General features: G+C 65.7%; 24 protein-coding genes and 1 pseudogene. 14 read left to right on the top strand and 11 right to left on the bottom strand.

Translation table 11 applies throughout. From position 1 onward, the window contains the following. Nucleotides 1-25: 25 nt before the first annotated feature. The gene (locus L0C21_RS14850) at nucleotides 26-1,132 is read left to right on the top strand and encodes a DUF892 family protein (protein WP_259279220.1); all 1,107 of its coding nucleotides are present in this window, start codon (nucleotides 26-28) and stop codon (nucleotides 1,130-1,132) included. Nucleotides 1,133-1,210: 78 nt separating this feature from the next. On the opposite strand, the gene L0C21_RS14845 is transcribed toward L0C21_RS14850, so the two are convergent. Then, the gene (locus L0C21_RS14845; protein WP_259279219.1) at nucleotides 1,211-3,052 is read right to left on the bottom strand and encodes a glycoside hydrolase family 15 protein; all 1,842 of its coding nucleotides are present in this window, start codon (nucleotides 3,050-3,052) and stop codon (nucleotides 1,211-1,213) included. Nucleotides 3,053-3,231: 179 nt separating this feature from the next. On the opposite strand from L0C21_RS14845, the gene cysQ reads away from it, so the two are divergent. Continuing rightward, a complete protein-coding gene (gene cysQ, locus L0C21_RS14840) occupies nucleotides 3,232-4,077 on the top strand; it encodes a 3'(2'),5'-bisphosphate nucleotidase CysQ (RefSeq protein ID WP_259279218.1) in 846 nt (281 codons plus the stop codon). A gap of 37 nt (nucleotides 4,078-4,114) precedes the next feature. Here the strand turns inward: cysQ and L0C21_RS14835 are convergent, their stop codons facing one another. Together L0C21_RS14835 and L0C21_RS14830 are read right to left on the bottom strand one after the other, a co-directional pair. Beyond that, nucleotides 4,115-5,554 (bottom strand): oligosaccharide flippase family protein, encoded by a 1,440-nt coding sequence (locus L0C21_RS14835; RefSeq protein WP_259279217.1) that lies wholly within the window; start codon nucleotides 5,552-5,554, stop codon nucleotides 4,115-4,117. A 277-nt stretch (nucleotides 5,555-5,831) separates the two neighbouring features. Further along, a complete protein-coding gene (locus L0C21_RS14830) occupies nucleotides 5,832-7,643 on the bottom strand; it encodes a DEAD/DEAH box helicase (protein ID WP_259279216.1) in 1,812 nt (603 codons plus the stop codon). Nucleotides 7,644-7,795: 152 nt separating this feature from the next. On the opposite strand from L0C21_RS14830, the gene L0C21_RS14825 reads away from it, so the two are divergent. Both L0C21_RS14825 and L0C21_RS14820 read left to right on the top strand, forming a co-directional pair. After that, entirely contained in the window at nucleotides 7,796-8,356 is a 561-nt protein-coding gene (locus tag L0C21_RS14825) for a DNA-3-methyladenine glycosylase (protein ID WP_259279215.1), read from the top strand. Nucleotides 8,357-8,474: 118 nt separating this feature from the next. Then, nucleotides 8,475-10,055, top strand: coding sequence for an ABC-F family ATP-binding cassette domain-containing protein (locus L0C21_RS14820; protein WP_259279214.1), 1,581 nt, complete (start codon nucleotides 8,475-8,477; stop codon nucleotides 10,053-10,055). Between the two features lie 39 nt (nucleotides 10,056-10,094). Here L0C21_RS14820 and L0C21_RS14815 read toward each other — a convergent pair whose 3' ends face one another. Beyond that, nucleotides 10,095-10,682 (bottom strand): cysteine hydrolase family protein, encoded by a 588-nt coding sequence (locus L0C21_RS14815; protein WP_259279213.1) that lies wholly within the window; start codon nucleotides 10,680-10,682, stop codon nucleotides 10,095-10,097. Nucleotides 10,683-10,782: 100 nt separating this feature from the next. On the opposite strand from L0C21_RS14815, the gene L0C21_RS14810 reads away from it, so the two are divergent. Further along, on the top strand, nucleotides 10,783-11,244 hold the full coding sequence (locus tag L0C21_RS14810) for an Lrp/AsnC family transcriptional regulator (protein ID WP_259279212.1): 462 nt from the start codon (nucleotides 10,783-10,785) through the stop codon (nucleotides 11,242-11,244). Between the two features lie 30 nt (nucleotides 11,245-11,274). On the opposite strand, the gene L0C21_RS14805 is transcribed toward L0C21_RS14810, so the two are convergent. Then, on the bottom strand, nucleotides 11,275-13,176 hold the full coding sequence (locus L0C21_RS14805) for a porin family protein (RefSeq protein ID WP_259279211.1): 1,902 nt from the start codon (nucleotides 13,174-13,176) through the stop codon (nucleotides 11,275-11,277). A gap of 28 nt (nucleotides 13,177-13,204) precedes the next feature. Next, nucleotides 13,205-13,987, bottom strand: a complete 783-nt coding sequence (locus L0C21_RS14800) for a TonB-dependent receptor (protein ID WP_259279210.1) — start codon at nucleotides 13,985-13,987, stop codon at nucleotides 13,205-13,207. Between the two features lie 406 nt (nucleotides 13,988-14,393). Between L0C21_RS14800 and L0C21_RS14795 the strand changes: the two genes are divergently transcribed. After that, nucleotides 14,394-14,897 (top strand): hypothetical protein, encoded by a 504-nt coding sequence (locus tag L0C21_RS14795; RefSeq protein ID WP_259279209.1) that lies wholly within the window; start codon nucleotides 14,394-14,396, stop codon nucleotides 14,895-14,897. A 189-nt stretch (nucleotides 14,898-15,086) separates the two neighbouring features. Here L0C21_RS14795 and L0C21_RS14790 read toward each other — a convergent pair whose 3' ends face one another. After that, nucleotides 15,087-15,980, bottom strand: a complete 894-nt coding sequence (locus L0C21_RS14790) for an EamA family transporter (protein ID WP_259279208.1) — start codon at nucleotides 15,978-15,980, stop codon at nucleotides 15,087-15,089. A 299-nt stretch (nucleotides 15,981-16,279) separates the two neighbouring features. Here L0C21_RS14790 and L0C21_RS14785 point away from each other — a divergent pair, with 299 nt between their 5' ends. From L0C21_RS14785 to L0C21_RS14765, 5 genes are all read left to right on the top strand, one after another. Then, nucleotides 16,280-17,041 carry an SRPBCC family protein gene (locus tag L0C21_RS14785; protein WP_259279207.1) on the top strand — a complete coding sequence of 254 codons (762 nt, stop codon included), beginning with the start codon at nucleotides 16,280-16,282 and terminating at the stop codon, nucleotides 17,039-17,041. A 78-nt stretch (nucleotides 17,042-17,119) separates the two neighbouring features. Further along, a complete protein-coding gene (locus tag L0C21_RS14780; RefSeq protein WP_259279206.1) occupies nucleotides 17,120-18,292 on the top strand; it encodes a zinc-dependent alcohol dehydrogenase in 1,173 nt (390 codons plus the stop codon). A 148-nt stretch (nucleotides 18,293-18,440) separates the two neighbouring features. Continuing rightward, nucleotides 18,441-18,947 carry a hypothetical protein gene (locus tag L0C21_RS14775; RefSeq protein ID WP_259279205.1) on the top strand — a complete coding sequence of 169 codons (507 nt, stop codon included), beginning with the start codon at nucleotides 18,441-18,443 and terminating at the stop codon, nucleotides 18,945-18,947. 110 nt (nucleotides 18,948-19,057) lie between these two features. After that, nucleotides 19,058-19,276, top strand: a complete 219-nt coding sequence (locus L0C21_RS14770; RefSeq protein WP_259279204.1) for a ribbon-helix-helix domain-containing protein — start codon at nucleotides 19,058-19,060, stop codon at nucleotides 19,274-19,276. 249 nt (nucleotides 19,277-19,525) lie between these two features. Then, nucleotides 19,526-19,774 (top strand): hypothetical protein, encoded by a 249-nt coding sequence (locus L0C21_RS14765; RefSeq protein WP_259279203.1) that lies wholly within the window; start codon nucleotides 19,526-19,528, stop codon nucleotides 19,772-19,774. 158 nt (nucleotides 19,775-19,932) lie between these two features. On the opposite strand, the gene L0C21_RS14760 is transcribed toward L0C21_RS14765, so the two are convergent. Further along, on the bottom strand, nucleotides 19,933-20,634 hold the full coding sequence (locus L0C21_RS14760; protein ID WP_259279202.1) for a glutathione binding-like protein: 702 nt from the start codon (nucleotides 20,632-20,634) through the stop codon (nucleotides 19,933-19,935). 648 nt (nucleotides 20,635-21,282) lie between these two features. Here L0C21_RS14760 and L0C21_RS14755 point away from each other — a divergent pair. Together L0C21_RS14755 and L0C21_RS14750 are read left to right on the top strand one after the other, a co-directional pair. After that, a complete protein-coding gene (locus L0C21_RS14755) occupies nucleotides 21,283-22,092 on the top strand; it encodes a lasso peptide biosynthesis B2 protein (protein WP_259279201.1) in 810 nt (269 codons plus the stop codon). 10 nt (nucleotides 22,093-22,102) lie between these two features. Then, a complete protein-coding gene (locus L0C21_RS14750) occupies nucleotides 22,103-23,923 on the top strand; it encodes an asparagine synthase-related protein (protein WP_259279200.1) in 1,821 nt (606 codons plus the stop codon). Between the two features lie 2 nt (nucleotides 23,924-23,925). On the opposite strand, the gene L0C21_RS14745 is transcribed toward L0C21_RS14750, so the two are convergent. Continuing rightward, nucleotides 23,926-24,804, bottom strand: coding sequence for a LysR family transcriptional regulator (locus L0C21_RS14745; RefSeq protein ID WP_259279199.1), 879 nt, complete (start codon nucleotides 24,802-24,804; stop codon nucleotides 23,926-23,928). 133 nt (nucleotides 24,805-24,937) lie between these two features. Here L0C21_RS14745 and L0C21_RS14740 point away from each other — a divergent pair, with 133 nt between their 5' ends. Next, a complete protein-coding gene (locus L0C21_RS14740) occupies nucleotides 24,938-25,612 on the top strand; it encodes a peroxiredoxin-like family protein (protein WP_259279198.1) in 675 nt (224 codons plus the stop codon). Between the two features lie 71 nt (nucleotides 25,613-25,683). Here the strand turns inward: L0C21_RS14740 and L0C21_RS14735 are convergent, their stop codons facing one another. Then, on the bottom strand, nucleotides 25,684-25,905 hold the full coding sequence (locus L0C21_RS14735; protein ID WP_259279197.1) for a hypothetical protein: 222 nt from the start codon (nucleotides 25,903-25,905) through the stop codon (nucleotides 25,684-25,686). A gap of 43 nt (nucleotides 25,906-25,948) precedes the next feature. Beyond that, a pseudogene (locus tag L0C21_RS16965) lies at nucleotides 25,949-26,362 on the bottom strand (alpha/beta hydrolase family protein); the annotation flags it as partial. Between the last annotated feature and the right edge of the window lie 286 nt (nucleotides 26,363-26,648).

Below are 26,648 nucleotides of genomic sequence, written 5' to 3'. Positions count from 1 at the left end.
CCGCTCCGCAGAAGAGGAGGCAGTCATGCCGATGACCATAGGTACTAAAGGTCGTCAGGATGCGGGCGGCCTGATTATGACCGTCTTGGAGCGGATGACCGCCAGCGACAAAGTGTTGCCGGATGTCACCGCGCTTCTGATGGAGGATCATCGCACGGTCGAGGCCTGGATGGAAGCGTACCCCAGGCTGCAGGACCCGGCCCTGAAGGCCAACCTGGCCAAGCAGATCTGCGCCGCGCTCAAGGCTCATGCCAGCGCCGAGGAGATCATCCTCTACCCCTTCGCACGGGCTTCAACAGGCGATGATGCCCTGATCGACCGCGCCTTTGATGAACACGGACGGATCAAGGACCTGGTGGCGTCCATAGAACTGGCCGACCCCGGCGGGCCCCAGATGGATGATCTGATCAGCCAACTGAGCAACGAAGTGCGCCTCCACGTGGTAGAGGAGGAAGGGCAACTGTTCCCCGAGCTGCGTGAGCGGGGCGCTGATCTTTATGCCATCGGGGGCGCGCTTGCGGCCCGGCGCGCAGAGCTGATGGCCGCGGACATGGGCAAGAGCACCCCGCGCACCCACGGTCCGCTCAAGCCGATTTTCTGGAGACCGGATATGCACCAATCATCAACGGAAATCGCGGAATCCCTGTTCATCGCCGGACTGAAGGACGCCCATGCCATGGAGCGCCAGTCGGAGCAGATGCTTGAGTTGATGCTCTCACGCATCGAGCATTATCCGCAAGTGCGTGAAAGGGTTGCCCAGCACTTGGATGAGACGAAGATGCAGCTGCAACGGCTTGAGCAGATCTTTGAAATAACCGGCTCCGACCGTTCCCTGTTCAAGGACATGGCCATGGCAGCCACCGGCACCATGGGCGCAATGGCCAACGCCATGGCCGAGGACGAGATCCTCAAGAACTCGCTTGCCAGCTACGCGCAGGAGAATTTCGAGATCGCCTCCTATGAGGCCCTGATTACGCTTGGTCAGGAAGCCGGCTATCTTCAGGCCCTGCCGCTGCTCGGCAAGTCGCTGATGGAGGAACGGGCCATGGCCATGTGGCTTGCGGATCATCTGCGCGAGGTGACGCTGATTTTCCTGCAGCTTCGCAGCCAGGGCGTAAAGGCGGGCCGTTAACGGCAAAATCGCAAGCGCGAGGTAGAAGTTGAAATGGCCGGGAGATTTCCCGGCCATTTCTTTATGCCAGCCGCCAGCCTACCAGCGCGGCTCAAATGCCTCGCGCCAGCTCTTGCTGAGACGCATGGCCGCGATAATGAGCCCGACCAGCGAATAGGTCTGGGGGTAATTGCCCCATAGCTCGCCCGTGCGCGGCTCGATATCCTCCGACAGAAGGCCCAGATGGTTGCGGCAGGCGAGCAACTGCTCGAACAGGGACCGCGCCTCCTCACGCCTGCCGATGGCTGCCAGCGCATCGATGTACCAGAAGGTGCAGATGGTGAAGGCGGTCTCCGGCATCCCGAAATCATCGGGCGCCGCATAACGGAACATATGGTTGCCCCGGCGCAGACGCTTTTCGATGGCGTTGACGGTGCCGACGAAGCGCGGATCGGACGCGGCAACGAAACCGACCTCATGCAAGTGGAGGAGGCTGGCATCCACGTCATTCCCGTCGAAGGTTCCGGTAAAGCTGTTGAGGGTCGGATTCCACGCCCGCTCCAGAACGACGGCGCGAATGCGCGCAGCCTCAGCGGTCCAATAGGCTTCCCGGTCTGAAACGCCGAGGATGGAGGCGATGGCCGCCAACCGGTCGCAGGCCGCCCAGCACATAACGCTGGAATAGGTGTGCACGCTCGCCTGCCCCCGGTACTCCCACAGGCTGGCATCGGGCTCCAACGCCACTCGCGCCGCCTGCTCGCCCAGCCGCTCAAGGCGGTGGAACAGCGCCATGTCGCCCATGCGCGGCAGGCGGTTATCGAAGAACATCTGGGCGGCGGCCAGCACGACGCTGCCGTAGACATCGTTCTGCACCTGCTCGCCCGCCTGATTGCCGATCCGCACCGGCCCCATGCCGCGATAGCCTTCCAGCGCCGGGGCGATGCGCTCCTTAAGCGAAGTGCCGGGCAGGATTGGATAGACCGGCTTGAGTTGGCCTGTCTCCTCCATCGCAGCCACGTTGACGATATAGCGGATGAACTCCTCCATCGTCTTGGTGACGCCGAGGCGGTTGAGCACCCGCACGACGAAATAGGCGTCACGCAGCCAGCAATAGCGGTAATCCCAGTTGCGCTGCGTGAACGGCGCTTCGGGAATGGAGGTGGTGAGCGCTGCCACCACCGCGCCGGTTTCCTCAAAAGCGCATAGCTTCAGCGTAATGGCGGCGCGGATCACCGCCTCCTGCCATTCAAACGGCACGTGCAGATAGCGCGCCCACTCATACCAGTAGGCTTCGGTGCGGGTGTAATATTCCCGCGCCATGTCGCTGATGTCGGCCTCCAGCGCTTCGTCCGGCCCGAGGATGAGATGGACCGGGCGGTCGAGAACGAACGGCGCCTCGGCCGAAAGGTAAGAGACCGCCAGGTCGCTCGTCACCCGGAAGGAGGTCTCTCCGCCGCCATGGAAGCTGATGTGGTTGCTGCCGATCACCCGGCTCATGGCCTGGGCGCCATGGTTGTAGAGCGGGCGAACGCGGATGCACACCCGCGGGCTGCCGCTCACCGGCTCGATCCGCCGCAGCAGATAGGGTGGATGCAGCGCCCGGCCGTAGGTCTTGAAGCGCGGCGCGAAATCAACCACTCGGATACACCCGCCATGGGTATCGTAGAGCGTGGTCACGGCAATGGCGGTGTTCCGCACGTAGTGCTGGCTGGAACCGGCCAGATTGAGCAGATCGACCGCGAAATAACCGGACTGGCGGTGCTTGCCCTTCGGCTGCAGGAGGCTGCAGAAGACCGGGTCTGAATCCAGACGGGGATAACAGGCCCAAACGATGCGGGCCTCGGGATTGATGAGGGCGCTCACCATGCAATTGCCGATAACCGCCAGGTTCAGATCCGGCTGCTTCATCGTAGTGCCCGGCTCCGGCGCGGAACTTGCCATGATCTGCCTCCTGCTCGCCGTCATGCGACTCTACCCAGTATGATGATGGCCCGCCGGCCCGGAGTGTCCACCCGGCCGGCTGCGGTTTATCGCGCCACAGTCATGGTTTGGCTTGCAGTCCCGCGCTGTTGCGCCGATGAAGGCGAGGCCCAACGAGTCGCTATTGAGCCGAGTTTGCCATGAGCCCGCAAAACACGCCCCACGCCCCTGCCTTTCGCGTCGCCGGCCTGACGGAACTGGACCGTCTGGCCCTGGCATTTGCCGAACTGGCAAGCGAGGCCGGGCGCGCGATCATGGATATTTACGGCCGCGATTTCGCGGTGCGGACCAAGGCGGATGCCTCTCCGGTGAGCGAGGCGGACGAGGCGGCCGAGCCAATCCTCATCTCCGGCGTCGAGAAACTGCTGCCCGGCGTGCCGATCGTTGCGGAAGAATCGGTAAACCGCGACGGCCTGCCCATGGTGGGCGAAACCTACGTGCTCATCGACCCGCTGGACGGCACCAAGGAGTTCATAAACCGCAACGGCGAGTTTACGGTGAACGTGGCTCTCGTTCGCAACGGCCGTCCCATTGTCGGCTGCGTCTATGCCCCAGCGGCGGCCAGGATGTATACGGGCGGCGAGACGGCGCGGCTGGCTGCCGTCGTCCCCGGCGCGCGCGTGGCGGATACCGACAGCCGGGCCATCGCAACCCGCGCCTACCCCGAGCCGGGCCTGACCGCCGTGACCAGCCGATCCCATACGGACGAGCGAACCCAGGCATTCCTGGGGCGGCTGCCGCTGGCCGGACAGCGCGATGCGGGCTCCTCCCTCAAGTTCTGCCTGGTCGCGGAAGGACAGGCGGACGTCTACCCCCGCTTCGGCCCGACGATGGAATGGGACACGGCCGCCGGCCACGCGGTGCTGCGCGCCGCGGGCGGGCGGGTGCTGACCCCGGAGGGGACCGAGTTCCTCTACGGAAAGATGGCGGAGGGCTTCCGCAACGGCGCCTTCATCGCCTGGGGCGGCGCGCCGCATCTTGGCTGATGTGGGGCCAATGCCCTCGATTCCCTCAGGAACTTTCTCAGGAACGGCCCAGCCGATCCATCAGACGGCCACGGAAACCGGCAAGCTTGTCCAGCGCCTTGCGCTCCAGCCCGTCCGGGCGGCCGGCAAGGTTCCAGAAAAGCAGAACGAAACCTGAGTAGACGATCGCGCCCAGCACGACCTTGGCAGGCAGCATCAGGAAGTTCGGCGCGTTCATCACCATGGGCAGGCACAGCACGATGGCGGCCATGCCGACCCCGGCCACAAACGGGCCGGCGATGCTGGCGAACTGCGCCCGCATGGAAATGCCGCTCGTCCGGCTCATCATCGCCGTCAAGTACAGGAGCGTGACGGACGCCAGCACCACCGACACGCAGGCAACGCCCACAAGGCCAAAATGCTGATAGACCGGAATGGCGGATGCCAGCACCACCAGGGCCTGCGCCCAACTGATGATGGCGTTCTTACGGAGCTGCCCCAGCACCACCAGCTGATCGGTGACGATGAGCGATGAAATTCGCAGCACGCCCGAGAAGGCCATGATCTTCATGATGTCGATGGCCTGAATCCAGTTCTCCCCCAGCGCGAGGCGCACCAGTTCGTTGCTGACGGCGGCAAGCCCGAAGCAGATCGGCGCAGTGATGAGGGAGACGCCGTGAAGCGCCTGGAGGAAGGCGCGGCGATAACGCACCATGTCGTCGCGCAGCCGCACCATGCCGGTATAGAGCACGCGGCTGATCGGCATGGCGATCTCGAAGGCCGCCGTGCCAGCCAGCTCCGCCGCCATGGAATAGACGCCCAGGACGCCCGGCCCGGCCACGCGGCCAAGGGTCAGCGACATGCCGCGCATGAGCAGCGTCTTGCCCAGGTTGTTGACCAGATACCACTGGGAGAACGACCAGATGTGTCGCCAGCCGGAGAATTGCAGGCGGGGCCTGTAGGGAAACAGGGTGTAGCTGAGGATGACGGTCATGCCGGTGCGCGCCATGGACCCGAACACCAGTGCCCAGTAGCTGCGGAAGGCGAGGGCGCAGGATAGCGTCACCACGATAGCGACCGCCTGGGAGATGACCTGCTGCCAGAAGGTATTAGAGAAGCGCAGCTCCTGCTGGAGAGCGGTCACGCCGATGTTCTCGAACGCCCGCAGCGCAATGGTGAGGGCCACCACATGCAGGATCGCCTCCACCCGCGCATCGCCGTAGTAGGCGGGGGCAAAGAAGGCGAGAACGGAGATGACCGCCGCCAGCCCCAGGTTCTGTGCGATGCGGAGCGTCCAGGCGGCGTTGTAGTACTGCCGCCCCTTCTCCCCCATCTGAATGATGGCGCTTTCCGCGCCCATATTCATGATGGAATCGGCAATGGCGACGAACGCCATGGCCATCGCGACGATGCCAAAGTCCGACGGCGCGAGAAGACGCGCCAGAACGACCACGTTGACGAGCCCAAGGAGACGCAGCACCCAACGGGTGCCGACCATCCACGCGCCCCCCACCATGAGGCGGGAGGCCAGCGGGGCGGCCGCAGTCTGCTGCGTTATGGGATCACCCTCTGCCATTAACGCCATTGATTAGCCAACCGGAAGGACAGTGCCTAGAGCCATCGCTCGCGGAAATCGCGAGGATACGGCAGGCTGGCCGCCAGCCGCGTCCGATGCACACGCCTCCGACTGCCTGACCCGCCGCCCGCGTTATGGTAGGACGAAAGCGCTGCCGAGCCAGGGGGAGTATTCCATTACGGCTTAAAAATGGCGAGTCCTAGCCGCGGCCCCGCCCAGGCTTGGCGCCGGGACGCGGCGGGCGGCCCTGCCCTTCGCGCCCCTGCGGGCGCTCTCCCTGGAACCGCTCGCCCCGGCCTCTCTCGTCCTGGGAGCGTGGGCCACGGGGCTTGAAGCCCTTGGGGCTGCGCGGCTTGCCGCCGTCCTCGCCGTAACGCGGCGACAGGCGCGGGCGCGACCGGGGCGGAGTGGCGCCCGCATCCTCCGCAGGCTCGATGATCACGTCCGGATCTTCATTGGCGGCCTTGCGGACCGCGGCGAAGAAGCGGCTGGCGGCCGGGCCTGCCACCTCGAAGCGGGTTTCCCGGTCGAAGATGCGGATCGCGCCGATGTCGCGTCGGGTCACGTGGCCATGACGGCACAGGAATGGCAGCAGCCAGCGCGGGTCCGCATTGCCGTTGCGGCCCACGTTGATGCGGAACCACGCGGACTCCTCGAAGCCCTGGCGGGGACCGCGCTCCCGCTCCTCCGGCTCCGGCGCGCCCGTCTCGAACAGCTCTTCCGGCTCCGGCAGCTGGGCGCGGGACAGGCGCACGAAAGCCCCGGCAATCTGCTCGGCGCTGTATTTTGCCAGCAGCGCCGCCACCGCCGCCTGCTCCTCGTCGCCGGGAGCTTCGGCGAGGCCCGGATCCGCCAGCATCCTCTCCAGATCCTTGGCCCGGATCTCATCGGCCGTCGGCGGGTTCATCCATTGCGGCTTGAGCTTCGCCTCGGCCAGCAGCCGCTCGGCGCGGCGGCGGCGAGAGTGCGGCACCAGCACGGCGCAGATGCCCTTGCGGCCCGCGCGGCCGGTGCGCCCCGAGCGGTGCAGGAGCGTGGCGGCGTCCGTCGGCAGCTCGGCATGGATCACAAGGCCAAGGTCCGGCAGGTCGATGCCACGGGCGGCAACGTCGGTTGCGATGCACACCCGCGCCCGGCCATCGCGCAGGGCCTGCAGCGCATGGTTGCGCTCGGACTGGCTCAGTTCGCCCGAGAGGGCGACGGCGTGGAAGCCCTTCTCCAGGAGGTTGCCGTGCAGGCGACGCACCGCCTCGCGGGTGGCGCAGAACACCATCGCCCCGCGCGCATCGACGTAGCGCAGCAGGTTGACGATGGCATGCTCCAGATCGTTGGGCGCCACGCGAATGGCGCGGTATTCGATATCGGCATGCTGCTCGCCGGTAGAAACGGTCGAGATGCGAAGGGCATCCTTCTGGTAGCGCTTGGCCAGCTGGGCGATGCCCTTGGGCAGCGTCGCCGAGAACAGGAGCGTGCGACGCTCTTCCGGCATGGCGTCGAGGATGACTTCCAGATCGTCGCGGAAGCCGAGGTCGAGCATCTCGTCCGCCTCATCGAGCACCACCACCTTGAGGGCGGAAGCATCGAGGCTGCCCCGGTTCAGGTGGTCGACCAGACGACCGGGTGTGCCGACGACGATGTGCGCGCCCTGATAGAGCGCCCGCTGCTCGCGGCGAATGTCCATGCCGCCGACGCAGGACGCCAGCCGCGCGCCTGCCGGGCCATAAAGCCACTGAAACTCGCGGTGGACCTGGAGCGCCAGTTCGCGGGTGGGCGCAATCACCAGCGCCAGCGGCGTGCGGCTGGGCGGCAGGGTGTCGTTCTCGCCGAGCAGCGTCGAGGCCATGGCAAGGCCGTAGGCGACGGTCTTGCCCGAGCCGGTCTGGGCGGAGACCAGCAGATCCTGCGCCTCAGCCCCAGCGGTGATGACAGCTTCCTGTACGGGAGTGGGCTCGGCATAGCCCTTTTGCGTAAGGGCCGCCTGCATGGCAGGATGGACAGGAGGAAACGGCATGGAGCAAACACCCAGGCTTGACGGACTTCAAAATGTGGCAGAACCCGCCACAGCAACTATCCGGCGGCCGACAGGTTGCGTGCTCCTTGCACGCTAGAGGGCCAAGAGGTCAACAACCGTTTCAATAAAATTGAGTTTCTACGGAAGAGTTAATGCTGCCGCGTTCCTTTTTCGAGACAGACCCCCTGGCGCTGGCCCGCGCGCTGATCGGCGCGCGGCTGCTGGTGGATGGAGTGGGCGGGATCATCACCGAGACGGAATGCTATACGGCGGACGATCCGGCCTCCCACAGCTTTCGCGGCCCCACCCGGCGCAATGCCGCCATGTTTGGCCCCCAGGGCCACGCGTACGTCTACCGCATCATGGGCCTGCATTGGTGCTTCAACGTGGTGTGCGGGCAGCGGCCAGGCGAAGGCAGCGCCGTGCTGATCCGCGCGCTCGAGCCGACGAATGGCCTCGATATCATGGCGCAGCGGCGCGGCCTTGCCGACCCGCGCCGCCTGTGCGCCGGGCCGGGGTGCCTCGCCCAGGCGCTGGGGCTGACGGGCGCGCATGACGGCTTGCCGCTGGATGCCCCACCCTTTCGCTTTGAGGCGCGGGAGACGGAGCCGGAAATTATCGCGGGCCCGCGCATCGGCATCACCAAGGCGGTTGAGCGGCCGTGGCGGTTCGGCCTTCAGGGGTCGAAATTCCTCAGCCGGCCTTTTCGCTGAGGCGGGGCGCGGCAAAAACCCCTCTGTGCGACAGCCTAAGTTGCGCCTATAAGCCGGGCAGCGCGCGGCTTCGACCTTGTCCCTTGTCTACTCAGAGATTGGCTTTCCGGAATTTTTCATGCTCAGCTTCAACAAGGTCACGCTGCGGCGCGGCGCAAAACTCCTGTTCGAGAACGGCACGTTCAACCTTAACGCTGGCGAGAAGATGGGCCTCGTCGGCGGCAACGGCGCGGGCAAGTCGAGCCTGCTCGCGCTCTTGCGCGGGGATATTCTGCCCGAAAGCGGCGACGTGGAGTTCCCCTCCAACTGGCGCGTGGCGCACGTGGCGCAGGAAATCGAGGAGACCGACCGGCTGGCGCTGGAGTTCGCCATCGACGGCGACGTGGAGCTGCGCCAGCTCGAGGCCGAACTGAAAAAGGCCGAAGAGGACGACGACGGCTACGAGATCGGCCGCATCCACGGCGAGCTACTCCGCATCGACGCCTATTCGGTGGAGGCGCGCGCCGCCGAACTGTTGACCGGCCTCGGCTTTTCCGAAGACGCGCAGTATGAGCCCGTGTCCTCCTTCTCGGGCGGCTGGCGCATGCGCCTCAACCTGGCGCGCGCGTTGATGTGCCGCTCGGAATTGCTGCTGCTGGACGAGCCGACCAACCACCTCGACCTCGAGACCGTGATGTGGCTGCAGGACTGGCTGAAGTCCTACGAAGGCACGGTGCTGCTGATCTCCCACGACCGGAATTTCCTCGATGCGGTGGTTGACCGCATTCTTGAAATTCGCGGCCAGCAGCTGACCCTCTACACCGGCACCTACAGCGACTATGAACGCCAGCGGGCCGAGCGGCTGCAACAGCAGCAGGCGATGTTCGAGAAGCAGCAGCGCCAGATCGCCCACATCGAGAGCTTCATCGAGCGCTTCCGCGCCAAGGCCACCAAGGCCCGGCAGGCGCAGAGCCGCATCAAGGCGCTGGCCAAGCTGGAGCGCGTCGCCGCCGCCCACGTGGACAGCCCCTTCACCTTCCAATTCCGCGAGCCGGAGGCGATGTCGCAAACGCTCATCGAAGCCGAAAAGGTGGCAGTGGGTTACGGCGAGAAGACCATTCTCAAGAACATCAGCCTGCGGGTGACGGCGGGCACGCGCGTCGGCCTGTTAGGGCGCAACGGCGCGGGTAAATCAACGCTCATCAAGCTGATCGCCGGCGAGCTGGAGGCCAAGGAGGGGCGGCTGACGCGCGACAAGCGCATCAAGTTCGGCTACTTCGCCCAGCACCAGCTGGAGTTGCTGCGCCCGGAGATGTCTGCCCTGTGGCACATGCAGCAGGTGGCCCCGACGACTCGCGATCAGGACCTTCGCACGTTCCTGGGCGGTTTCGGTTTCACCGACCAGAAGGCGTTTCAGGCGACCGGCGAAATGTCGGGCGGCGAGAAATCCCGCCTCGTGCTGGCGACCATCGTGTGGCAGCGGCCGAACCTCTTGCTGCTGGACGAGCCGACCAACCACCTTGACCTCGAAGTGCGCGCGGCGCTGACGCTGGCCTTGCAGGACTTCGAGGGGGCCGTGGTGCTCGTCTCCCACGATACGGCGCTCATCGAGACGGTGGTCGACCGTTACTGGCTGGTGGACAAGGGCAAGGTTTCTGTCTTCGACGGCGACCTTGCTGACTACAAGGCCTATCGCGCCCAGGCGGACCGGGAAAAATAGGCCGGGAGAAGTAAACCCCTCCCCCGGCCCGGCGGCGCATCAGGCGGCGGCCTTTCCCGCGGCCGTGAGCACCGCCTCGGTCGTCACGATGGTGGCGAACTCCTCGCTCAAGTCGCTGAGCGCGGCGTCGTGAACGTCTTGCGCCGAGCGGAGGCGACCATCCAGATTTTTGCGGGCATGGGTGGCGGTGGCGTCCGAGACCACATAGGTCTCAAAGCCAAGGTTGCCCGCCATGCGCGCGGTCGTCGAGACGCAGTGGTTGGTGGTCAGGCCGACGATCACCAGCGTTTCGATACCGCCTTCGCGCAAATGCTCCTCCAGCTTCGTGCCGATGAAGCCGCTGTTGACGCGCTTGTGATAGACCGGCTCGCCCGGCAGCGGCTGCGCCTCCGTCTTGGGCAGATTGCCCGGCGTGCCGGGGCGAAAGCACCCCGTCGGCGACTGGCTGTCGTGGTGCACATGGAAGATGGGGCGCTTCGCCTGCCGCCATGCGGCGAGCAGGCGGGCGATGTTGGCCTCGGCCTGCGGGTTGTTGCGCTCGCCCCAGCTGGGATCGAAAAAGCCCTGCTGCACGTCGATGAGCACGAGGGCGGCGTTCAGCGGCAGGGCCAGGGTCGAGGATTGCATGGTCTTCATCCTTTCGGGCGGTTGTGATGTCTGGACGCGTACAATCGCCTCGGGCACAACCGGTTGCGAGCCGTAAGGATGACGGTTTAAGGGCGTGAAAATGACGGAACGAGACTTGCAACCGGCCGATGCGCTCGACCCGAAGGACCGGGTGCTGATCGCGGCGCTCAAGGACAACGCGCGGGAGAGCATCGTCGCGCTTGCCCGGCGGGTCGGCCTCTCACGCAGCGCGACGCAGGACCGCCTGAACCGGCTGGAGAAGCGAGGCGTCATTCGCGGCTATACGGTGCGGCTGGAGGCAGGCGGCCCACAGCAGACGCGGGCGCTGATGGCCCTTGCCTTCAAGCCCGGCTTCCAATGCGAACATGTGCTGCCGCACCTAAAGGCCTACCCGGAGATCCGCTCCTGCCTGGCGCTGGCCGGGCCCACCGACCTGATGCTGACGGTGGAGGCCCCTTCGACCGCCGCCATGGAGGCGATACGCGCCGGCATTGCCGCCATTCCCGGCATTGCGACGGTGAGCACGCATTTCATATTGAAGGCGCACTGGACGGAAGGCTGACGCCCCCGCCCTATCCGCCGAACCGGCCGATCAGAACGACTTGCGGATCTTGCCCATGAAGGTGGTGCCGAGGTAGCGCTCCACGCTCTCGGTGTTGGTGACATAGCCGTTCGAACCGACGATCTTGGGCGTGGTGCTGGTGATGTTCTCCGCCTCCAGCGAGAGCATGACGCCGTTCAGGATCGTGCCCTCCCAGTCGCGCGGATTGAAGAACTTGAACACGCGGACATCGACCGAATAGTAGCTCTTGATCCGGGCGAAGCTGCCGGTGGTCAGGTCGCGGTTGATCGTCTGGGCGGAGTTCCACGTGCCCTTCAGCCGGATGCCGGCGCCCGCCTTGAAGTAACCCAGCTGCGCCTCGATGGTGTGGGGCGAGGTGCCGCTGCGCGAGCCCGCGCCCTCGCCGTTGAGCAGGTCCAGCGTCTGCCCGCCTTTGTAAAGCTGAAGTTCCTGCTTCAAATTCCAAGTGTGGTAGAGCCCGAAGCGGATGCGCCCTGGCGGGGTGCGCCGCTGTCCCATCCCCGGAATGTTCGGCGGCGGACCGGCGTTGCCCCCGCCCGGTGGCCGGTTGCCGGCGGATGCATCGCGCCCCATGGTCTCGCCGCGCGTCTGCACCTCTCCCCTGCTCCTGCGGAAACCACCCGGCGGGCCGCCGCGGGAGGTATCGGCGGTGATGCCCTCCTCCGTCACGCGCCAGGTCGCGTTGAAACCGAAGCGCAGGCGCGCGGTGGTGTTGCGGTAGGCGTTGACCGGGCGGCTGTCGAACGCGATCAGCTCGCCCGCCGCGTTGCGGATGAACCGATCGGGAAACTGGGCCTCCAGCGCCGCCGTCGGATCGGGGAAGCGGGTGATGCCGTTGTGCAGCGTGCTCTGGGTCCAGTTGGCGGTGAAGGTGTAGCTCTTGCCCGTGATCGGCCTGACGGAGAGGTCTGCCTTCAGCGTGTCCCGCCGGCCGGGGCGGAGTTCGGTATTACCGCCCGAGATTTCCGTGGCGCTGACCATGCGGCCAAGCATTGGATCGTACACAAGCTCGCCGGGCAGCTGGAACTCGATGCCATAAAGGTTCGACATGGTGGGGAAGACGGCATCGTCGCTGTAATTGAACGAGAGGGACACGTTGCCGTGCGGCGTCCACATGACGCCGCCGCCCCAGGACAGTTTGGTACCGAACTTGCCGGAGGCATCGAACCCCACATAGGGCGAGACGCTGACGCCGCCGATGGGCGAGCCCACGTCTTCATCCCCCGACAGGAGGGGCACATTGATGTTGGCCGTGCCGCTGGCGTTGAACAGCTCTCCGGTGCGGGTCATGTCATCCCCGCCTTCGGTGACCTCATTCTTCAGCCGGTTGTGCGTGGCCCCGAGCGTGAGGGAGGTGGAAATCTCCCCCGCCTCCGTGCGGCCGAGAACGCGGGTGGCCAGCAGGCTGGCCTCCATGACCCGCGATGTCTCGACCGATACATCGTAGGCGGCAAAACGGCTGAGGTCATAGGACGCCAGATCAAACGGATTGATGGCCTCCGGATCATCTTCCATCGCGGCAGTGAGCGCATCCTCATCAACGCCGCGATCAGCGCGCAGCCGCTGCCGATCATAGGTAAGACCTGCGTCGAAATCCCAGGTCCAGCCGTCGTAGGCACCGCTGGCGGAGGTATTGGCCTCAACGCTGGTGCTTTTGGACACGCGCTCCAGCGGCCCGCCGCCGGTATATTGATAGACCCTCACGTCGTCGTTGAAGGGGGTGTAGGGATTGGCGGCGGCAACCGGCAGGGACACGCTCCCCAGCCCCACCAGATTGCTCTTGCGGATCTGCTCCAGATCCAGGCTGAAACTGGCGTCGATGGTCTCCCGGATCTTGCCGGTGAGCGAGCCCGAGGCCTCGATCGCCCGCATGGAGGGCAGCAGCGTGCGATAGTCGTTCAGGTCCGTCACGCTCTGCCGGTTGGCGGTGGCAGCGAAATCATCGAGCCCCGGCGTGCCCCCCGCCCGGCAATGCCGCGATGTCGACCGGTTCGCCCACGAGGGCGGACAGCGCCGGGTCGATCTCGCTGCGCCCTTCCCCCGGCCCCACGTTGCCCTGCAGCGAATAGGGCTGGCGGTCGTAGCGGCCTTCGTCCAACCGGTCAGAGGCCATCAGCTTGTCGCTGCGGGTGTACTGGGCGGTCAGGAAAATACGCCGCTCGCGGTTGATGAGCAGCGAATTGGCTTCCATCTCCTGGCTGCTGTAATCGAACTTGCTGGCGGCCGTGACCTCCAGCTCCAGCGATTCCTCGCGGAAGCGCGGCCGCAGCACAATGTTCACCACCTTCTGTGTCGGCGCGTAGCCATAGCGCACCGCCACCTCCGGCGAGAAGACATCGACCCGCATGATGGCGCGGGAGGGATAGCGGCGGATCTCCCGCATGTTCTTGAGCCGCTTGCCATTGAGGAGAAAAACCGGCTCCTGGCTGCCGCCATCCACCTGCGGGCTCAGCTCCTCCAGCAGCTCGCCGATGGAGGTGACGCCGTAGGACATCACGTCCCCCGCATTGAGGCGCAGCTCCGGCTTGGCATCGCCCAGCACCGCGCCGTATTCGCGGCTGTTCGCCTCAACGACGATCTCATCGCTCTCGCGGGCCTCAAGATCGGCCTCATAGCCCGATGGCGCTTCCGGCCCGACCGGGTCATCGACCGATTGCGCCAGCACCGGCGACTGAATGCAAACAACGGAAAGCGCAAAAACAACAGGTTTGACGTGCGACATGGCAAACTCTGAGCAAGAACCGGCCGAAAGGAGCACCAGAACCATCCCCCCCTCCGGAGAGCCCCCGAAGCCCCCCGGCGAGCGCGTAAAGACCGGCGCTGCAAACCACTACGAGCGCAAGGCGGAAAAACCCTCAGTCTATTTGTATGAGTTTCTTGGCCTCCGCCGTCGCGGCCCGCCGCCCGCCCGCGCTGTACGAAGCGCGCCAGAGCAATCGCCTGCCGCGCAAGCGGCGCCTTTGGTTCGAACTGGCACCGGCCCAACCCGGAGTTTCGTGACACTCTGGGCCGCCCCTCGGCAAAGTGTCGTAAATGACACTAAAGGCATTTCCCTTGATTTTTCGGCTTTCCAAGCCAGTTCGTATGTGTTTTGTTCTGGCCCAGGCACAGCTTGGATCGAGGGAGAGATGGGATCGAGCGCTCTCAGCGTTGGCCGCATCGTCAGCACATTGGCGGAGGTCTCCCGCCGGCCGCGCTACGCCTTCATGGTGCTGAACCTGATTTCGGAGGTCGCCGGGCCCGACGGCAAGGCAGGGCCGTTCGTGAAGACCGCCAGCGGCGCCGTCGCGCTGCGGGACTGGCTGAGCGACAACCTCGCCCCCCTCGCCCATGATGAGCGCCGCCGGGCAGACCTGCGCCGCCGCCTGATGGCCGCGATGAAAAACGAGCTGCCGGATGACCCCGAGGAGGCCGAGCGGCTGGTGGAGACAGCCATGCGGGAGCGCATCCGCGCCAGCGGCAAGACGAATGTGTCCCACGCGGTCTCCGACCTGGTGCGCGCCGGACTGGTAAAGCGGCACTACGAAGGCTGGGTTCGCAACCACGTCAACCGGGGCGCACAGCGCCACGCGGTCTACGTGATCGATGGTGACGTACTGGCGGCGCTGCGCCGGGGCACCCAGCTGCTTTAGGACAGGTGTTTTTGCAGGAGGGACTTACCCCTTCTGCACCTCCCGGAGTTTATTTCGGATCGCACCCGATCAAACGGCTGTGCGGATATTGGCAATCCGGCACATTCAGCAGCCTGTGCAGGGCGCGGCCCGTCAAAAGCAGGGAGTGCAGAGGGTCCGCGACCCTCTGCAAAATTTGAAAACCGCCGCTCAGGCCGCCTTGGCGGCAGCCGGGCGGGGCCTCCAGAACAGATTGACGGCCAACCCGCCGAGCACGATGGCGGCGGCGGCCAGCTTCCATGCCGGCAGGCTCTCGCCCAGCCACCAGGCCGAAGCGCCCATGCCGAATACAGGAACGAGCAGGCTCATGGGCGCGACGGTGGCGGCCGGATAACGGGAGAGCAGCCAGCCGAAAGCGGCATAGCCGAACAGGCTGTTGCCGATCGTCTGCCACAGCACCGCGCCCCACGTTGCGGCATCGGCCTGGGTGAGGCCGGTCATGATGGCCTGCGGCCCTTCAAAAACCAGAGACAGGATGACGAGAGGCGGAATGGCGAACAGGCTGCTCCACACCACATAGGCGACCATGTTGACGCCCGGCGTCGAGCGGGCGATCAGGTTGCCGGCCGCCCAGCTGAGCCCGGCCAGCAGCACCAGCGCAAGGCCCAGCAGCGTGGCGTCGCCCCCGCCCATCCAGGCGATGAGCCCGATGCCGCTGGCAGCCATGCCAACCGCGACCCACTGGTGGGCCCGCAGCCGCTCCCCGATCAAGAGGATGGCGAGGCCGATGGTAAAGAAGGCCTGGCTTTGCACCACGAGCGAAGCAAGGCCGGGGGAGATGTAGCCCTTCATCGCAATGAACAGCAGGCCGAACTGCCCCGCGCCGATGGCAAGGCCATAAGCGGCCAGCTTGCCCAGCGGCACCTTGGGCCGCCGCACGAACAGGGCTGTCGGAAAAAAGGCAAAGGCGAAGCGAAGCGCAGCGAACAGCAGCGGCGGCAGGTGGTTGAGCCCGAAGCGGATCACCACGAAATTGGTGCCCCAGACCGCCACGATGGCCAGCGCGAGCAGAAAGTGGGGAAACGACAGGGACGCGCGTGACATGGCTTGCTGCTCCTCGATGGTTCGGCCTGTCCCAAAGATCCACCGGACATATGGGCCGCCCAGGTATGATGTGTTGCACGTCCGCCCCATAGCGGGAAGGGGGGGCAGGCGCATAGCTGCCATGTGCGCGGCGCATCGACACCCATCCACATGGCCTACTCCAGATTTCTGCCATCGCGCGGGAGAGGAACGGTCGCGGTGGCGCATCGTTTGTTCCCTCGTTCGACCATTCCCGCAGCCGGCGCCACGCCTTGCCGGCCTGCGGCCTGGTCACTCATATCCTGGAGGGAGGCGCCGCCATGGACCGCGCGACCAACGACTCTGTGATAGCCGACAGCGCCGCGCCGGCCGGCGCGCAGCGCAGCCCGCGCCAGCCGCTGGGCGGCGGCGAACGCGCGGTCTCCGTTGCCGCCGGCGGATTGCTCGCAGGCTGGGGCATCCGGCGCGGCGGCGCGCTCGGCTGGGCCGCGGGGCTGGCTGGCGGCCTGCTGGTGGCGCGCGGTCTTGCCGGCATGGCCCCGGTGCGCCGCGCCTTCGCACCCAGCCGGCTGGAGGAGGAGGAAGCCCGCAAGCGCGGATGGAGCAGCGCGGCGGCGGCCTCGTGGTCGGTGACGATCAACCGGCCCCGGCAAGAGCTTTATGATTTCTGGCGCAACTTCGCCAACCTCGCCGAAATCATGGAATATGTGGAAAAGGTGGAGGTGACGGACGAGACCCGCTCCGAATGGTCGGTGAAGGGACCGGCGGGCGTCACCCTCAAATGGACCGCGCTGGTGACGGAAGACGTGCCCGGCCAGCGCATCGCCTGGTCGTCGGAGGAAAAGGCCATGGTGAAGAACACGGGCTGGGTGGAGTTTCGCGATGCGCCCGCAGGCCAGGGCACGGAAGTGCATGCGGTCATCCTCTACAAGCCGCCGGCGGGCCAGACAGGCCGCATGCTGGCCAAGCTGCTGCACCGCGAGCCGACAATCCAGCTCCGGCGCGACTTACGTCGCTTCAAGCAACTGATGGAAGCGGGGGAAATCACGGTCAACATGCCCCAGAGCCTGGTGAACGGCTGACCGGAGAAGCCCCCTCGCCATTTTTTTCGGAACGGTTTTTTCCGCGGCGCTTCGGGAAGCGGAGGCAAGGAGGAGTTCATGCGCGCGCTCGTCTGGCACGGCAAACGGGACGTTCGGGTGGAGACAGTGCCCGACCCCAAGATCGTCAAACCCCGCGACGCCATCGTCAAGGTGACATCCACCGCCATCTGCGGCTCGGACCTGCACATCTACGACGGGTACATTCCCACCATGAAGTCCGGCGATATCCTGGGCCATGAGTTCATGGGCGAGGTGGTGGAGACGGGCCAGGAAGTCACCCGGCTGAAGGTGGGCGACCGGGTGGTCATCCCCTTCCCCATCGCCTGCGGCAACTGTTTCTTCTGCAAGAATGAATACTGGTCGCTGTGCGATAATTCCAACACCGTCGACGGCGCGGAAATCGCCTCCACCCTCTTCGGCTACACGCCCTCGGCCATCTTCGGCTACTCGCACATGCTGGGCGGCTATGCGGGCGGACAGGCGGAATATGTGCGCGTGCCCTTCGCCGACGTGGGCTGCATGAAGGTGCCCGACAGCCTGTCCGACGACAAGGTGCTGTTCCTCACCGACATCTTCCCCACCGGCTACATGGCCGCCGAAAATTGCGACGTGAAGCCCGGCGACACGGTGGCGGTGTGGGGCTGCGGGCCGGTGGGGCAGTTCGCCATCCGCTCGCTGTTCATGCTGGGGGCCGGCCGGGTGATCGCCATTGACCACCACCCGACGCGCCTTGCCATGGCCGCCGAGGCAGGAGCCGAGACGCTCGACTTCGAGGAGACCAACATCCTCGATGCCCTGCGCGAGATGACCGGCGGGCGCGGGCCGGATGCCTGCCTCGACTCGGTGGGCATGGAAGCCCACGGCCTGACGCCGGACAACCTGATGGACCGGGCCAAGGCCGCCGTGATGCTGGTGACCGACAGGCCCCACGCCCTGCGCCAGATGGTAATGGCCTGCCGCAAGGGCGGCACCGTTTCCATTGCCGGCGTTTACGGCGGCATGATGGACAAGATGCCGATCGGCGCGGCCTTCAACAAAGGCCTGACCTTCCGCATGGGCCAGACCCACGTGCACAAGTATCTCCGGCCGCTGTTGCAGCGGATCGAGGCCGGGGAGATCGACCCCTCCTTCGTCATCAGCCACCGCCTGTCGCTGGAGGAAGCCCCCAAGGGCTACGACATCTTCGCCAACCGGCAGAACGAGGTGACCAAGGTGGTGCTGCGCCCCTGAGCCACACGCCACCGGCCGATGCCGCCACCAAGGCAGACGCGACTTGACACGATGAATATGTTCACGTTATGTTCTCATTGTTCGTGGCGTTCGAGTCTCGGTTGGAACAGCTTCGGTTGAAGCAGGGGATGAGGAGACGGGGACCGCCATGGCCATCAGCATCGCAATCGCCGTGTTGACTCTGACCCTCGCCGTCGCGCTGGCCGCGTATGCCGTCCGTCTCAGGCCGTCACGCCCCGCAATCGCAAGCGCAGCAGGCGTGCGCCTGCGGCCGGGGATGGAACGCGCTCATGCCAAGGTCGCGCTGCGCGCCGAAGGGAATGTGCGCCGCCGTGCGGCAGCAGCCAGCCAGAGCCTTGACCATGCGGGTGAGGATGCCCCCGGCAAGAGCGGGAAGCTGGAAGAGGGGATTCATGCTGGCTCCTTTCATTTCGATAACATTCGAAATAATAGCCGCTCCCCGATTTCGCAAGGTGAATTTGCATTATTCCGCAACAATCGAATTATTCGGCAGCCCATTGCCCGATGGACACATCTGGCGCGGGCGGCCGGCCATGCCTCCCCGTTGCCCCCCGCCGTGCCCGGCGTGGCTGCCTGCGATGATGCGGCGGCCCGCCGGGCGGCCCCCGCGCCGCAGATGCACGGGCCTCCCTGACAAGGGAGTTTCCCTTGCCGGCTCCTGCATTGAATATGCGTGTGAACCGCACATAATGGGCGCAGCGAACAGCGCAGCATGTGCGGGCGCGCACTTCACGGGAGCAAGCAATGGCCAAGGTTCGCATGAGCATCGAACTGAGCCAGGAGGTCGCCGCGTTTCTTGAGACACTGGCGCAGGAGCAGTGCACCACCCGGACCGAGATCATCCGCCGCGCCCTGTCGGTGATGAAAGCCTATCGCCAGCAGCAGGAGCGGGGACGCAGGCACATCGGTTTCGTGGAGGACCCGAGCAGGCTGGACGTGGAGATCGTCGGCATTCTGGGGTGAGGCCACGGCATCGGGTGGCACAAGGCTGTTACCGGCCGAAGCTGAACCGCGCCCGCGCCTCTGTGGCCGGCCCCACAGGAGGAAGAACTGCCCAGCCAGCCGGTTGCGCGCCAACGCTCCGCCAGCCCGATGGCGGCGCGGCGCCGGTGTCGCGCCGGATGCGCCCGCCCATCGCTGCAGGAGTTCCATCAGGAGCCTCATCGCCACGCTTTCCGCCGCCAAGGGCCTGATGGCCGCTGGAGAGGATGCATGACCCGGATCATTCAATCGGAAGAGGTCATCAAGCCCGACGGCGTGACGGAGGACCGGGGCGAGCTGATCCGGGTGAAGGCAGGCGCGCTCATCGCCGGCGGGGCGCTGGCCATTGGCACCGCCTTTCTCATCATCGCCCTTTATCTCGGCGATACGGAGCTGCGCGCCTGGGCTACGGGACTGATCTCCCTCGTGGTCGGCACCGCCATCGGCTTCGTCTTTTCCAACGCCCAGCGGCGGCCATGATGCGCCCACCCGGCGTGGGGACGCAAACTCAAGACGATGAAAGGGGGCCGCTCAGCCAGTGGCTTTGCCCCCCCTTTCGATCTTCCGTTCGTTTTTCGGAACGCATTCGATCAAAACCGGCGTGCAGGCCCTGCAGGGCCCAGCCGGCTCCTGCCGGTTCAGGCCTTGGCGGGGCCGCCCGCTGTCTGCCCGAACAGGATTTTGCGCGCTTCCTCGGTCATCGGCTTGTCCTGAAATTCCTCGGCCTTGGCGTAGGCGCGAATGGTCGCCGGGCGCGCCTTCACCCGCTCGAACCACGCCTTCAGGTTGGGGAAGTCATTCAGGTTCTGGCCCTGCCGCTCGTGGGGGACAATCCATGGATAGGCCGCCATGTCGGCAACCGAATAGTCATCGCCCGCGATATAGGCGCGCCCTTCCAGCCGCCGGTCGAGCACGCCATAGAGGCGGTTGGTTTCCTTGACGTAGCGATCGATGGCGTAGGGAATCTTCTCGGGCGCGTACATGTTGAAGTGGTGGTTCTGGCCCGCCATCGGCCCCAGACCGCCCATCTGCCAGAACAGCCACTCCAGCGCCGTCTTGCGCTCGCGAATGTCCTGGGGGAGGAAGGCGCCAGTCTTCTCTCCCAGATAGACGAGAATGGCGCCAGACTCGAACACGCTCACCGGCTCGCCGCCGTCCAGCGGCGCATGGTCGATGATAGCCGGCATCCGGTTGTTGGGCGAAATGGCCAGGAATTCCGGCTTGAACTGGTCGCCGGCGCGAATGTCCACCGGAAGGATGCGGTATTCCAGGCCCGCCTCCTCCAGGAACATCGTAATCTTGTGCCCGTTGGGCGTGGGCCAATAGAACAGGTCAATCATGGCTGGCTCCTTGAAACAAAAGGCAGAAAAGCGCTTCGGCCCTAACATTCGCATGGGCAGGCCCGAGAACAAGCCCCTGCCGGACGAACGGTTCGACCGTTGGGCCGCAACAATATGATGACTATTGAGTCGGTGCCTCCACGACCTTTGGATACCATTTTGCATGCCGCCGTGGCGGCACCCCAAAATTTTTCGCAAATGGAGAACACCCATGTTGAAATTTGGTCGTGTGACTTCGGAAACCAAACAGCTGATGCCGGCTGGCAAGATTTGGGATCCGGCGATGATGGCGTACATGTACATGTAAGCTGACGACGGCTGTGCAGGCCTTCCTCCGGACTGCACAGCCGGCTGCTCCGAGCCTGGCGGCAATATCGGAACTATAGATTTCGGCCCTCCCCGCCCGTCCATTAGACTTTCAACCGACGCGCCGGAAATTCGCCTTTCGAATAAAGACGGTGGAGACAGCCATGCTGGCGTTTGGACGCATAACCGCAACAACCAAAGGGGGCTTCCCTTGGGCCAGGCGTGGGGCGCCATGCTGAAAGCCCCTTGCCATCCGTAGGGCCATGACGGCGGTGGAAAATCGCGCCCGCTTCGCCCAGCCGCCCCGCATGCGCGCCGGCGGGCCGGAGCATATGCGGACCCATGGCCGTTGACCGCCCCTTCGGCGATAACAGATGCGCCGCCGCCTGCGGGCAGGACGCTGCGCCCAATGTCTATTACCTGCGGAGCCGGCGCCCCGCGCCCGCCCCGGTGATGCAGCTCTCCCGCCATTGCCACGCCTGCCTCGCCGACGGCTATCTGGTTTTCCTCGACCTGCGGCACGGCGCCTATTGCGGCCTGCCTCCCCATCAAGCGCGCGCGGCCCTGGCGCTGATCGACTGCGACGCGGCGTTGCAGGCAGAGTGCCTGCCTGCCGGGCGGCTTGAGCCGGAAGTTGTGCAGGAATTGCTGGACAACGGCGTGGTGACGACGGACCCCCGCCGCGGCAAGCAGATGGTGACGCTGCAGACCGTGCGCGCCACCCACGAGGCTATGGGAAGCGGGGATCTTCGCCCGCCACGCGTTTCTCTCCGCGAGGCCTGGCATTTTCTGATGGCGCTGACCTCAAGCGCCGTTCTGTTCGTCTTGCTGCCATTGCGCGCGCTTGCCTGGCTGGAGCGGCAACGCCCGCGCCGCCGCGCCCGCCGCGCTGATGTGCCAGCGGCCGAGCTGAACCGGCTGGCGGATCTGTTTTTCTACCTCGCCCCCCTGTTCTACAGCCAGAAGGACCGCTGCCTGTTCAACAGCCTGGTGCTGAAGCGCTTCCTGCGCCGCCATGGCATCGAGGCGCGCTGGGTGTTCGGCGTGGCGGCGGACCCGTTCGAGGCCCATTGCTGGATACAGGCGGGCGACACGGCGGTGGGCGACAGCCTGACGCGCATCTGGCGCCTGACGCCGATCATGGTCCTGTGAAGGCAGGGCCATGTATCGCTATTGCGCCTTTATTCCCAAACCCGGCAAGGCAGAGGCCGCCGCCCGGTTGATCGGCGCCTGCGCCGCACGGCTGGCGCAGCGGAGGCCGGCCTATACCCCGGTCGTGACGACAGCCGCGCTGACCGTGCTGGAAGCGCCGGGCGAAGGCACCGCCCTCAGCGCCCATGTTCTTCCCGCCGGCGGGGCTGTGCTGGGCACCCTGTTCGAGAACGCAGCGGCGACACCGGTCGGCATCCTCAATGAGGCGACCGCAAAACACCTGGCCGAAGCCGGGCCGGAGAAACTGCACCGCCTGGTCTGGGGCCGGTATGTGGCTTTTCTTCCCGGCCCGGAGGGCGTTGCGGTGGCGCGCGACCCCACCGGCGGGCTGGACTGCTTCCATGTGGAGCACCATGACTTTCATTGTTTTTTCAACGATGCGGCGGACATTGTCTCCCTCGGGCTGGCGCCGCCGGATATCAACTGGCCACATGTGGCGCGGCACCTGCAAATGCCCGCAAAGGAGTTGCCGGACACCGGGCTGAAACATGTGCGCTCTCTGCGCGGGGGCGACTGGCTCAGCATCACGCGCGCCGGCGTTGAGACGCGCACCTTCTGGCGGCCGGAAGAAATTGCCGCGCGCGACATACCCACAAGCGTAGAGGCAGCGGCCGACATGCTGCGCGCCGCCGTAGTGCAGGCGGTGCGCGGCTGGGGCATGATTTACGGTCGCATTCTCTTGCTGCTTTCAGGCGGGCTGGACAGCGCCATCGTGCTGGCCGCGCTCGACGGCGCGATATCGCCGGACGACGTGCTGTGCCTCAATTACCAATCGGGCACGGCGGATTCTGACGAGCGTTTCTACGCCCGGCTATCGTGCGCGCGCTTCAAGGCGGACCTGATGGAGCTGGAAGAGCGGCCCGAGGCCGTATCGCTGCGGGAGGCCTCAAAAATTCATTTTTCCGCCCAGCCGATGCTGATCCTGGCGCAGCTGGCCCGCAGCGCCCGGCAAGCAAAAATGGCCCGGGCCTTTGAAGCCCGCGCCGTGTTCGATGGCAACGGCGGGGACGAAATTTTCGGCAGCCTGCTCCACCTGGCCAGCGCGACTGACTATCTGTGGATGCATGGGTTCAACCCCGCCTTCCTCAAGATGGCGCACGAGGCGGCGCAACTGGAGCGGGTTTCGGTGTGGCAGGTGGCCCGCCGCGCCGTGGCCGGCGTGCGGGCACACAGGGCCCCTCTCCCATCCCCCACGATGGACGCGCATTTCATCGCCCACATGCGGGCGATCTTTCCCCGGTTCGAACATGACCTTGCGGACATGCTGACCCGCCCCTTGCCGGCAAACGTGCCCCCGGCCAAGCAAATGCAGATCAATGCCACCGCCCTGGCCAATCGACATTGGTATCCGAGCCGGCCCCACCACGATATCGAGACCGTGCATCCCCTGATCTCCCAGCCGGTGCTGGAGGCGATCTACCGCATCCCCGCCTACATGTTTGGCCTGGGCGGGCGCCCGCGCGGGCTGGCGCGCCACGCCTTTCGCGACATGGTGCCGCCGCAGATTCTCTGCCGGCTCACCAAGGGCGGCATCAATAATTTCACCGACCAGATCGTCACCCGCAATTTCGGCTTTCTGCGCGGCTATTTCCTGGACGGCGCGCTGGTGCGGGAGGGGCTGCTGAACCGGCAGGCGGTGGAGCAGGCCTTCCAGAGGGAAGGCCACCAAAGCCGCCTGATGCGAACCACGATACTCAGCGCGCTGGGGGCCGAGAGCTGGGCGCGCCAGTGGTCGGCCATGCCGCCGGCCGAGCCCCTGCCCGCCGCCTGATCTTACCCCGCAAGCGCCGCCTCGACGAAGCTGGCGAACTGGCGGGCCTTGGCGCTGGCGAGCCGGCCGGTGGGAAAAACCGCCCACAGGTCGATCGGCGGCAGAGACCACGGCTCCAGCACGCGCCGGACAAGCCCATTTTCCAGCTCGGGCGCGAACATCCAGTCCGAGGCGATGGTCAGGCCCATGTCCGCCAGCACGGCAGCCCGGATGCCCTCGGCCGCGCTCACCCGCACACGGCCCCGCACCGCCACCGATACTTCCGAACTGTCGCGCCGGAAGCTCCAGGTGCTTGCCGCCTGGCTGTAGATGATCGCCTGGTGGTTGGGGAGATCAGCCGGCGTCTGCGGCTCACCCGCCCGCGCCAGATAGGCGGGCGTTGCCAGCACCGAGCGGCGCGATGCCGCAAGCTTGCGCGCAACGGCGTTGGAATCCAGCAGCGTTCCCATGCGAAGGGAAATATCAATACCCTCCGCGACCAGATCGATGATGCGGTCATCAAGGATGACATCGACCTCCAGATCAGGGTGCCGAGCAAGAAACGCCGGCAGGCGTGGGATGATATGCAACCGCGCGAACGTGGTTGCCGCCGACACGCGCAACCGCCCAGACAGGCCTGCGCCCGCGCCGCGGGCCGCCAGCTCGGCTTCCTCCACCTCCCGGAGGGCGAGCAGGGCGCGTTCGTAGAAGCGCTGGCCGGCCTCGGTGGGCGCAAGGCCGTGCGTTGAGCGCAGCAGCAGACGCACCTGCAACCGGCCCTCCAGCTGCGCGATGGTCTTGGAGACGGCCGGCTGGCCCACATTCAACTGCCGCGCCGCGCCGGAGAAGGAGCCGTTTTCCACCACCCGGATGAAGGTGGTCATCGCCTGAAGCCGGTCCATGCCATTCCCCATAGGAATAACCATTATTGCCTGAACGTTTCTGCCACCGTTCCCCGGAATAGCCAATACTTCGCCGCATCGCTGATGGGCAGCGATGGGGACAAGCCTGATTTTGAGACCAAGGAGACTGGACATGACCCTGCAGGCCAAGCTCGACGCCTTCAAGGCCGATTTCGAGGCGGGCAAGCCGCCGTATAACGTGCCGCCGTCGGTTATCGAGACGATGCACCGCGCAACCGCCGAACTGATTGCCTCGGGCGCGGCCCAGCGCGCGCTGAAGGCCGGCGACAAGGCTCCCGACTTCACGCTCGGGGACCCCGATGGAAACCCGGTGTCCTCCGCCACTCTTCTGGCTGCCGGCCCGCTGGTGGTAAGCTTTTATCGCGGCGTGTGGTGCCCCTACTGCAACATGGAGTTGCAGGCACTGCAGGCAGCGCTGCCGGATTTCAGGGCGCTGGGCGCAAACCTTGTCGCCATTTCTCCCCAAACGCCGGTCAACAGCCGCAAGTCGGTACGCCAGAACGGCCTTGATTTCCCGATCCTCTCGGACCCGCGCAATGATGTGGCCGCGGCCTTCGGCCTGCGCTTCGAGCTGCCCGCCTATCTGATCGAACTTTATCAGGGCTTGAAGAACGACCTGCCCGCCTTCAATGGCGACCCGAGCTGGACGTTGCCGATGCCGGCTCGCTACGTGATCGCGCAGGACGGCACGATCCTCTATGCCGAGGTGAACCCCGACTACACCCGCCGGCCAGAACCCGAGGACATGCTGCCGGCCATTCGCCAGGCCAGCAAAATCGCCGCCTGATCCAGGACGCCCTGTCCCCGCCCTGAAGGGCGGGGCGGGCGGGACCGCCCACCGCAGAAAAACAGGCAATCCTAACGGCCCGCCTGCTGCGTTCGGTTGGCGGCAGAGGCGGAGCCGAGGGCGGACTGACTGCGCTGAACATCGGCCAGGTGCTGCTGGCGCAGCTCGTCCCACCGGGCGTATTGGGCGGCCTTGGCGGGATCGGGGTCGCGTTCCCCCTTCAGCCAATAGGCGTACCAGTCCACCACCATTTTCTGGGCGTGGAGGCGCTGGCCGGGCTTTTTGCGGCGCATGGTCAGAATCGATGTACTGCCACAGCTCCACCGGTTTTCCCTGACGGCGGAGAATGGCGTAGATATCCCACCAGCTGACAACGCCGCCGGGAAGATAGCTGTGCATCAAGAGCGGCGTGTGCACGCGGTCAAGATTGTAGACCGGGCTGTTTTCCACCCACGCATCACGCCGCTCTCCCCACGGCCGCGCGCCGCCCAGCATCTCTTCCTGATAATTCATGCCCGGCGGAATAAACCCGTAAAGGTTGGCATAGTTGACCGTGCCCGTACCCATGGCATCGGCAATGATGGCGGCAGCGAAGGGAGTCTGCGAAAAGGTGATGGCATGCTGCACCGGCGCGCCGGTGTAGCTCCACCCCGTCACGCCGACGCGAGCGGGGTCCACATCGCCGCGCGCGACAAGGTGAGCGACCGCCGCCTCGATGCCGCGCTGGGTCGACACAAAATCATCGCGCATATTGAACGGCGGAGCCTGATAGGATCTGGCCGGCATTTGCAGCACCATGATCCCCTTGGCCGCCAGCGCCCGCCCGGCAAACGGCGCCGTGAGCCCGGCCTGCCCGCCAAAGACGAAGCGATTGCGGTCATAATTCCGGCATTCAATGACAAGGGGATACCGACGCCCCGGCTGGTAGCCATCCGGCAGGATGAGCGCCCCCTGCCAGGCGTACCCCTTGCTGTCCTTCCACTCGATCTCCGAAACCGGGCTCAGCCGCAGATCGCGCAGCTGCGGGTTGAGATTG

The sequence above is a fragment of the Pedomonas mirosovicensis genome, from assembly GCF_022569295.1.
Lineage (GTDB): Bacteria > Pseudomonadota > Alphaproteobacteria > Sphingomonadales > Sphingomonadaceae > Pedomonas > Pedomonas mirosovicensis.
The sequence above is the reverse complement of the archived record's forward strand: the minus strand, read 5'-3'. Positions and strand labels throughout refer to the sequence as shown.

Coding starts and splice junctions, on each gene's coding strand:
- L0C21_RS14850 (WP_259279220.1), top strand. CDS start 26: ATGCCGATGACCATAGGTACTAAAGGTCGTCAGGATGCGGGCGGCCTG.
- L0C21_RS14845 (WP_259279219.1), bottom strand. CDS start 3,052: ATGGCAAGTTCCGCGCCGGAGCCGGGCACTACGATGAAGCAGCCGGAT.
- cysQ (WP_259279218.1), top strand. CDS start 3,232: ATGAGCCCGCAAAACACGCCCCACGCCCCTGCCTTTCGCGTCGCCGGC.
- L0C21_RS14835 (WP_259279217.1), bottom strand. CDS start 5,554: ATGGTCGGCACCCGTTGGGTGCTGCGTCTCCTTGGGCTCGTCAACGTG.
- L0C21_RS14830 (WP_259279216.1), bottom strand. CDS start 7,643: ATGCCGTTTCCTCCTGTCCATCCTGCCATGCAGGCGGCCCTTACGCAA.
- L0C21_RS14825 (WP_259279215.1), top strand. CDS start 7,796: ATGCTGCCGCGTTCCTTTTTCGAGACAGACCCCCTGGCGCTGGCCCGC.
- L0C21_RS14820 (WP_259279214.1), top strand. CDS start 8,475: ATGCTCAGCTTCAACAAGGTCACGCTGCGGCGCGGCGCAAAACTCCTG.
- L0C21_RS14815 (WP_259279213.1), bottom strand. CDS start 10,682: ATGCAATCCTCGACCCTGGCCCTGCCGCTGAACGCCGCCCTCGTGCTC.
- L0C21_RS14810 (WP_259279212.1), top strand. CDS start 10,783: ATGACGGAACGAGACTTGCAACCGGCCGATGCGCTCGACCCGAAGGAC.
- L0C21_RS14800 (WP_259279210.1), bottom strand. CDS start 13,987: ATGTCGCACGTCAAACCTGTTGTTTTTGCGCTTTCCGTTGTTTGCATT.
- L0C21_RS14795 (WP_259279209.1), top strand. CDS start 14,394: ATGGGATCGAGCGCTCTCAGCGTTGGCCGCATCGTCAGCACATTGGCG.
- L0C21_RS14790 (WP_259279208.1), bottom strand. CDS start 15,980: ATGTCACGCGCGTCCCTGTCGTTTCCCCACTTTCTGCTCGCGCTGGCC.
- L0C21_RS14785 (WP_259279207.1), top strand. CDS start 16,280: ATGGACCGCGCGACCAACGACTCTGTGATAGCCGACAGCGCCGCGCCG.
- L0C21_RS14780 (WP_259279206.1), top strand. CDS start 17,120: ATGCGCGCGCTCGTCTGGCACGGCAAACGGGACGTTCGGGTGGAGACA.
- L0C21_RS14775 (WP_259279205.1), top strand. CDS start 18,441: ATGGCCATCAGCATCGCAATCGCCGTGTTGACTCTGACCCTCGCCGTC.
- L0C21_RS14770 (WP_259279204.1), top strand. CDS start 19,058: ATGGCCAAGGTTCGCATGAGCATCGAACTGAGCCAGGAGGTCGCCGCG.
- L0C21_RS14765 (WP_259279203.1), top strand. CDS start 19,526: ATGACCCGGATCATTCAATCGGAAGAGGTCATCAAGCCCGACGGCGTG.
- L0C21_RS14760 (WP_259279202.1), bottom strand. CDS start 20,634: ATGATTGACCTGTTCTATTGGCCCACGCCCAACGGGCACAAGATTACG.
- L0C21_RS14755 (WP_259279201.1), top strand. CDS start 21,283: ATGGCCGTTGACCGCCCCTTCGGCGATAACAGATGCGCCGCCGCCTGC.
- L0C21_RS14750 (WP_259279200.1), top strand. CDS start 22,103: ATGTATCGCTATTGCGCCTTTATTCCCAAACCCGGCAAGGCAGAGGCC.
- L0C21_RS14745 (WP_259279199.1), bottom strand. CDS start 24,804: ATGGACCGGCTTCAGGCGATGACCACCTTCATCCGGGTGGTGGAAAAC.
- L0C21_RS14740 (WP_259279198.1), top strand. CDS start 24,938: ATGACCCTGCAGGCCAAGCTCGACGCCTTCAAGGCCGATTTCGAGGCG.
- L0C21_RS14735 (WP_259279197.1), bottom strand. CDS start 25,905: ATGCGCCGCAAAAAGCCCGGCCAGCGCCTCCACGCCCAGAAAATGGTG.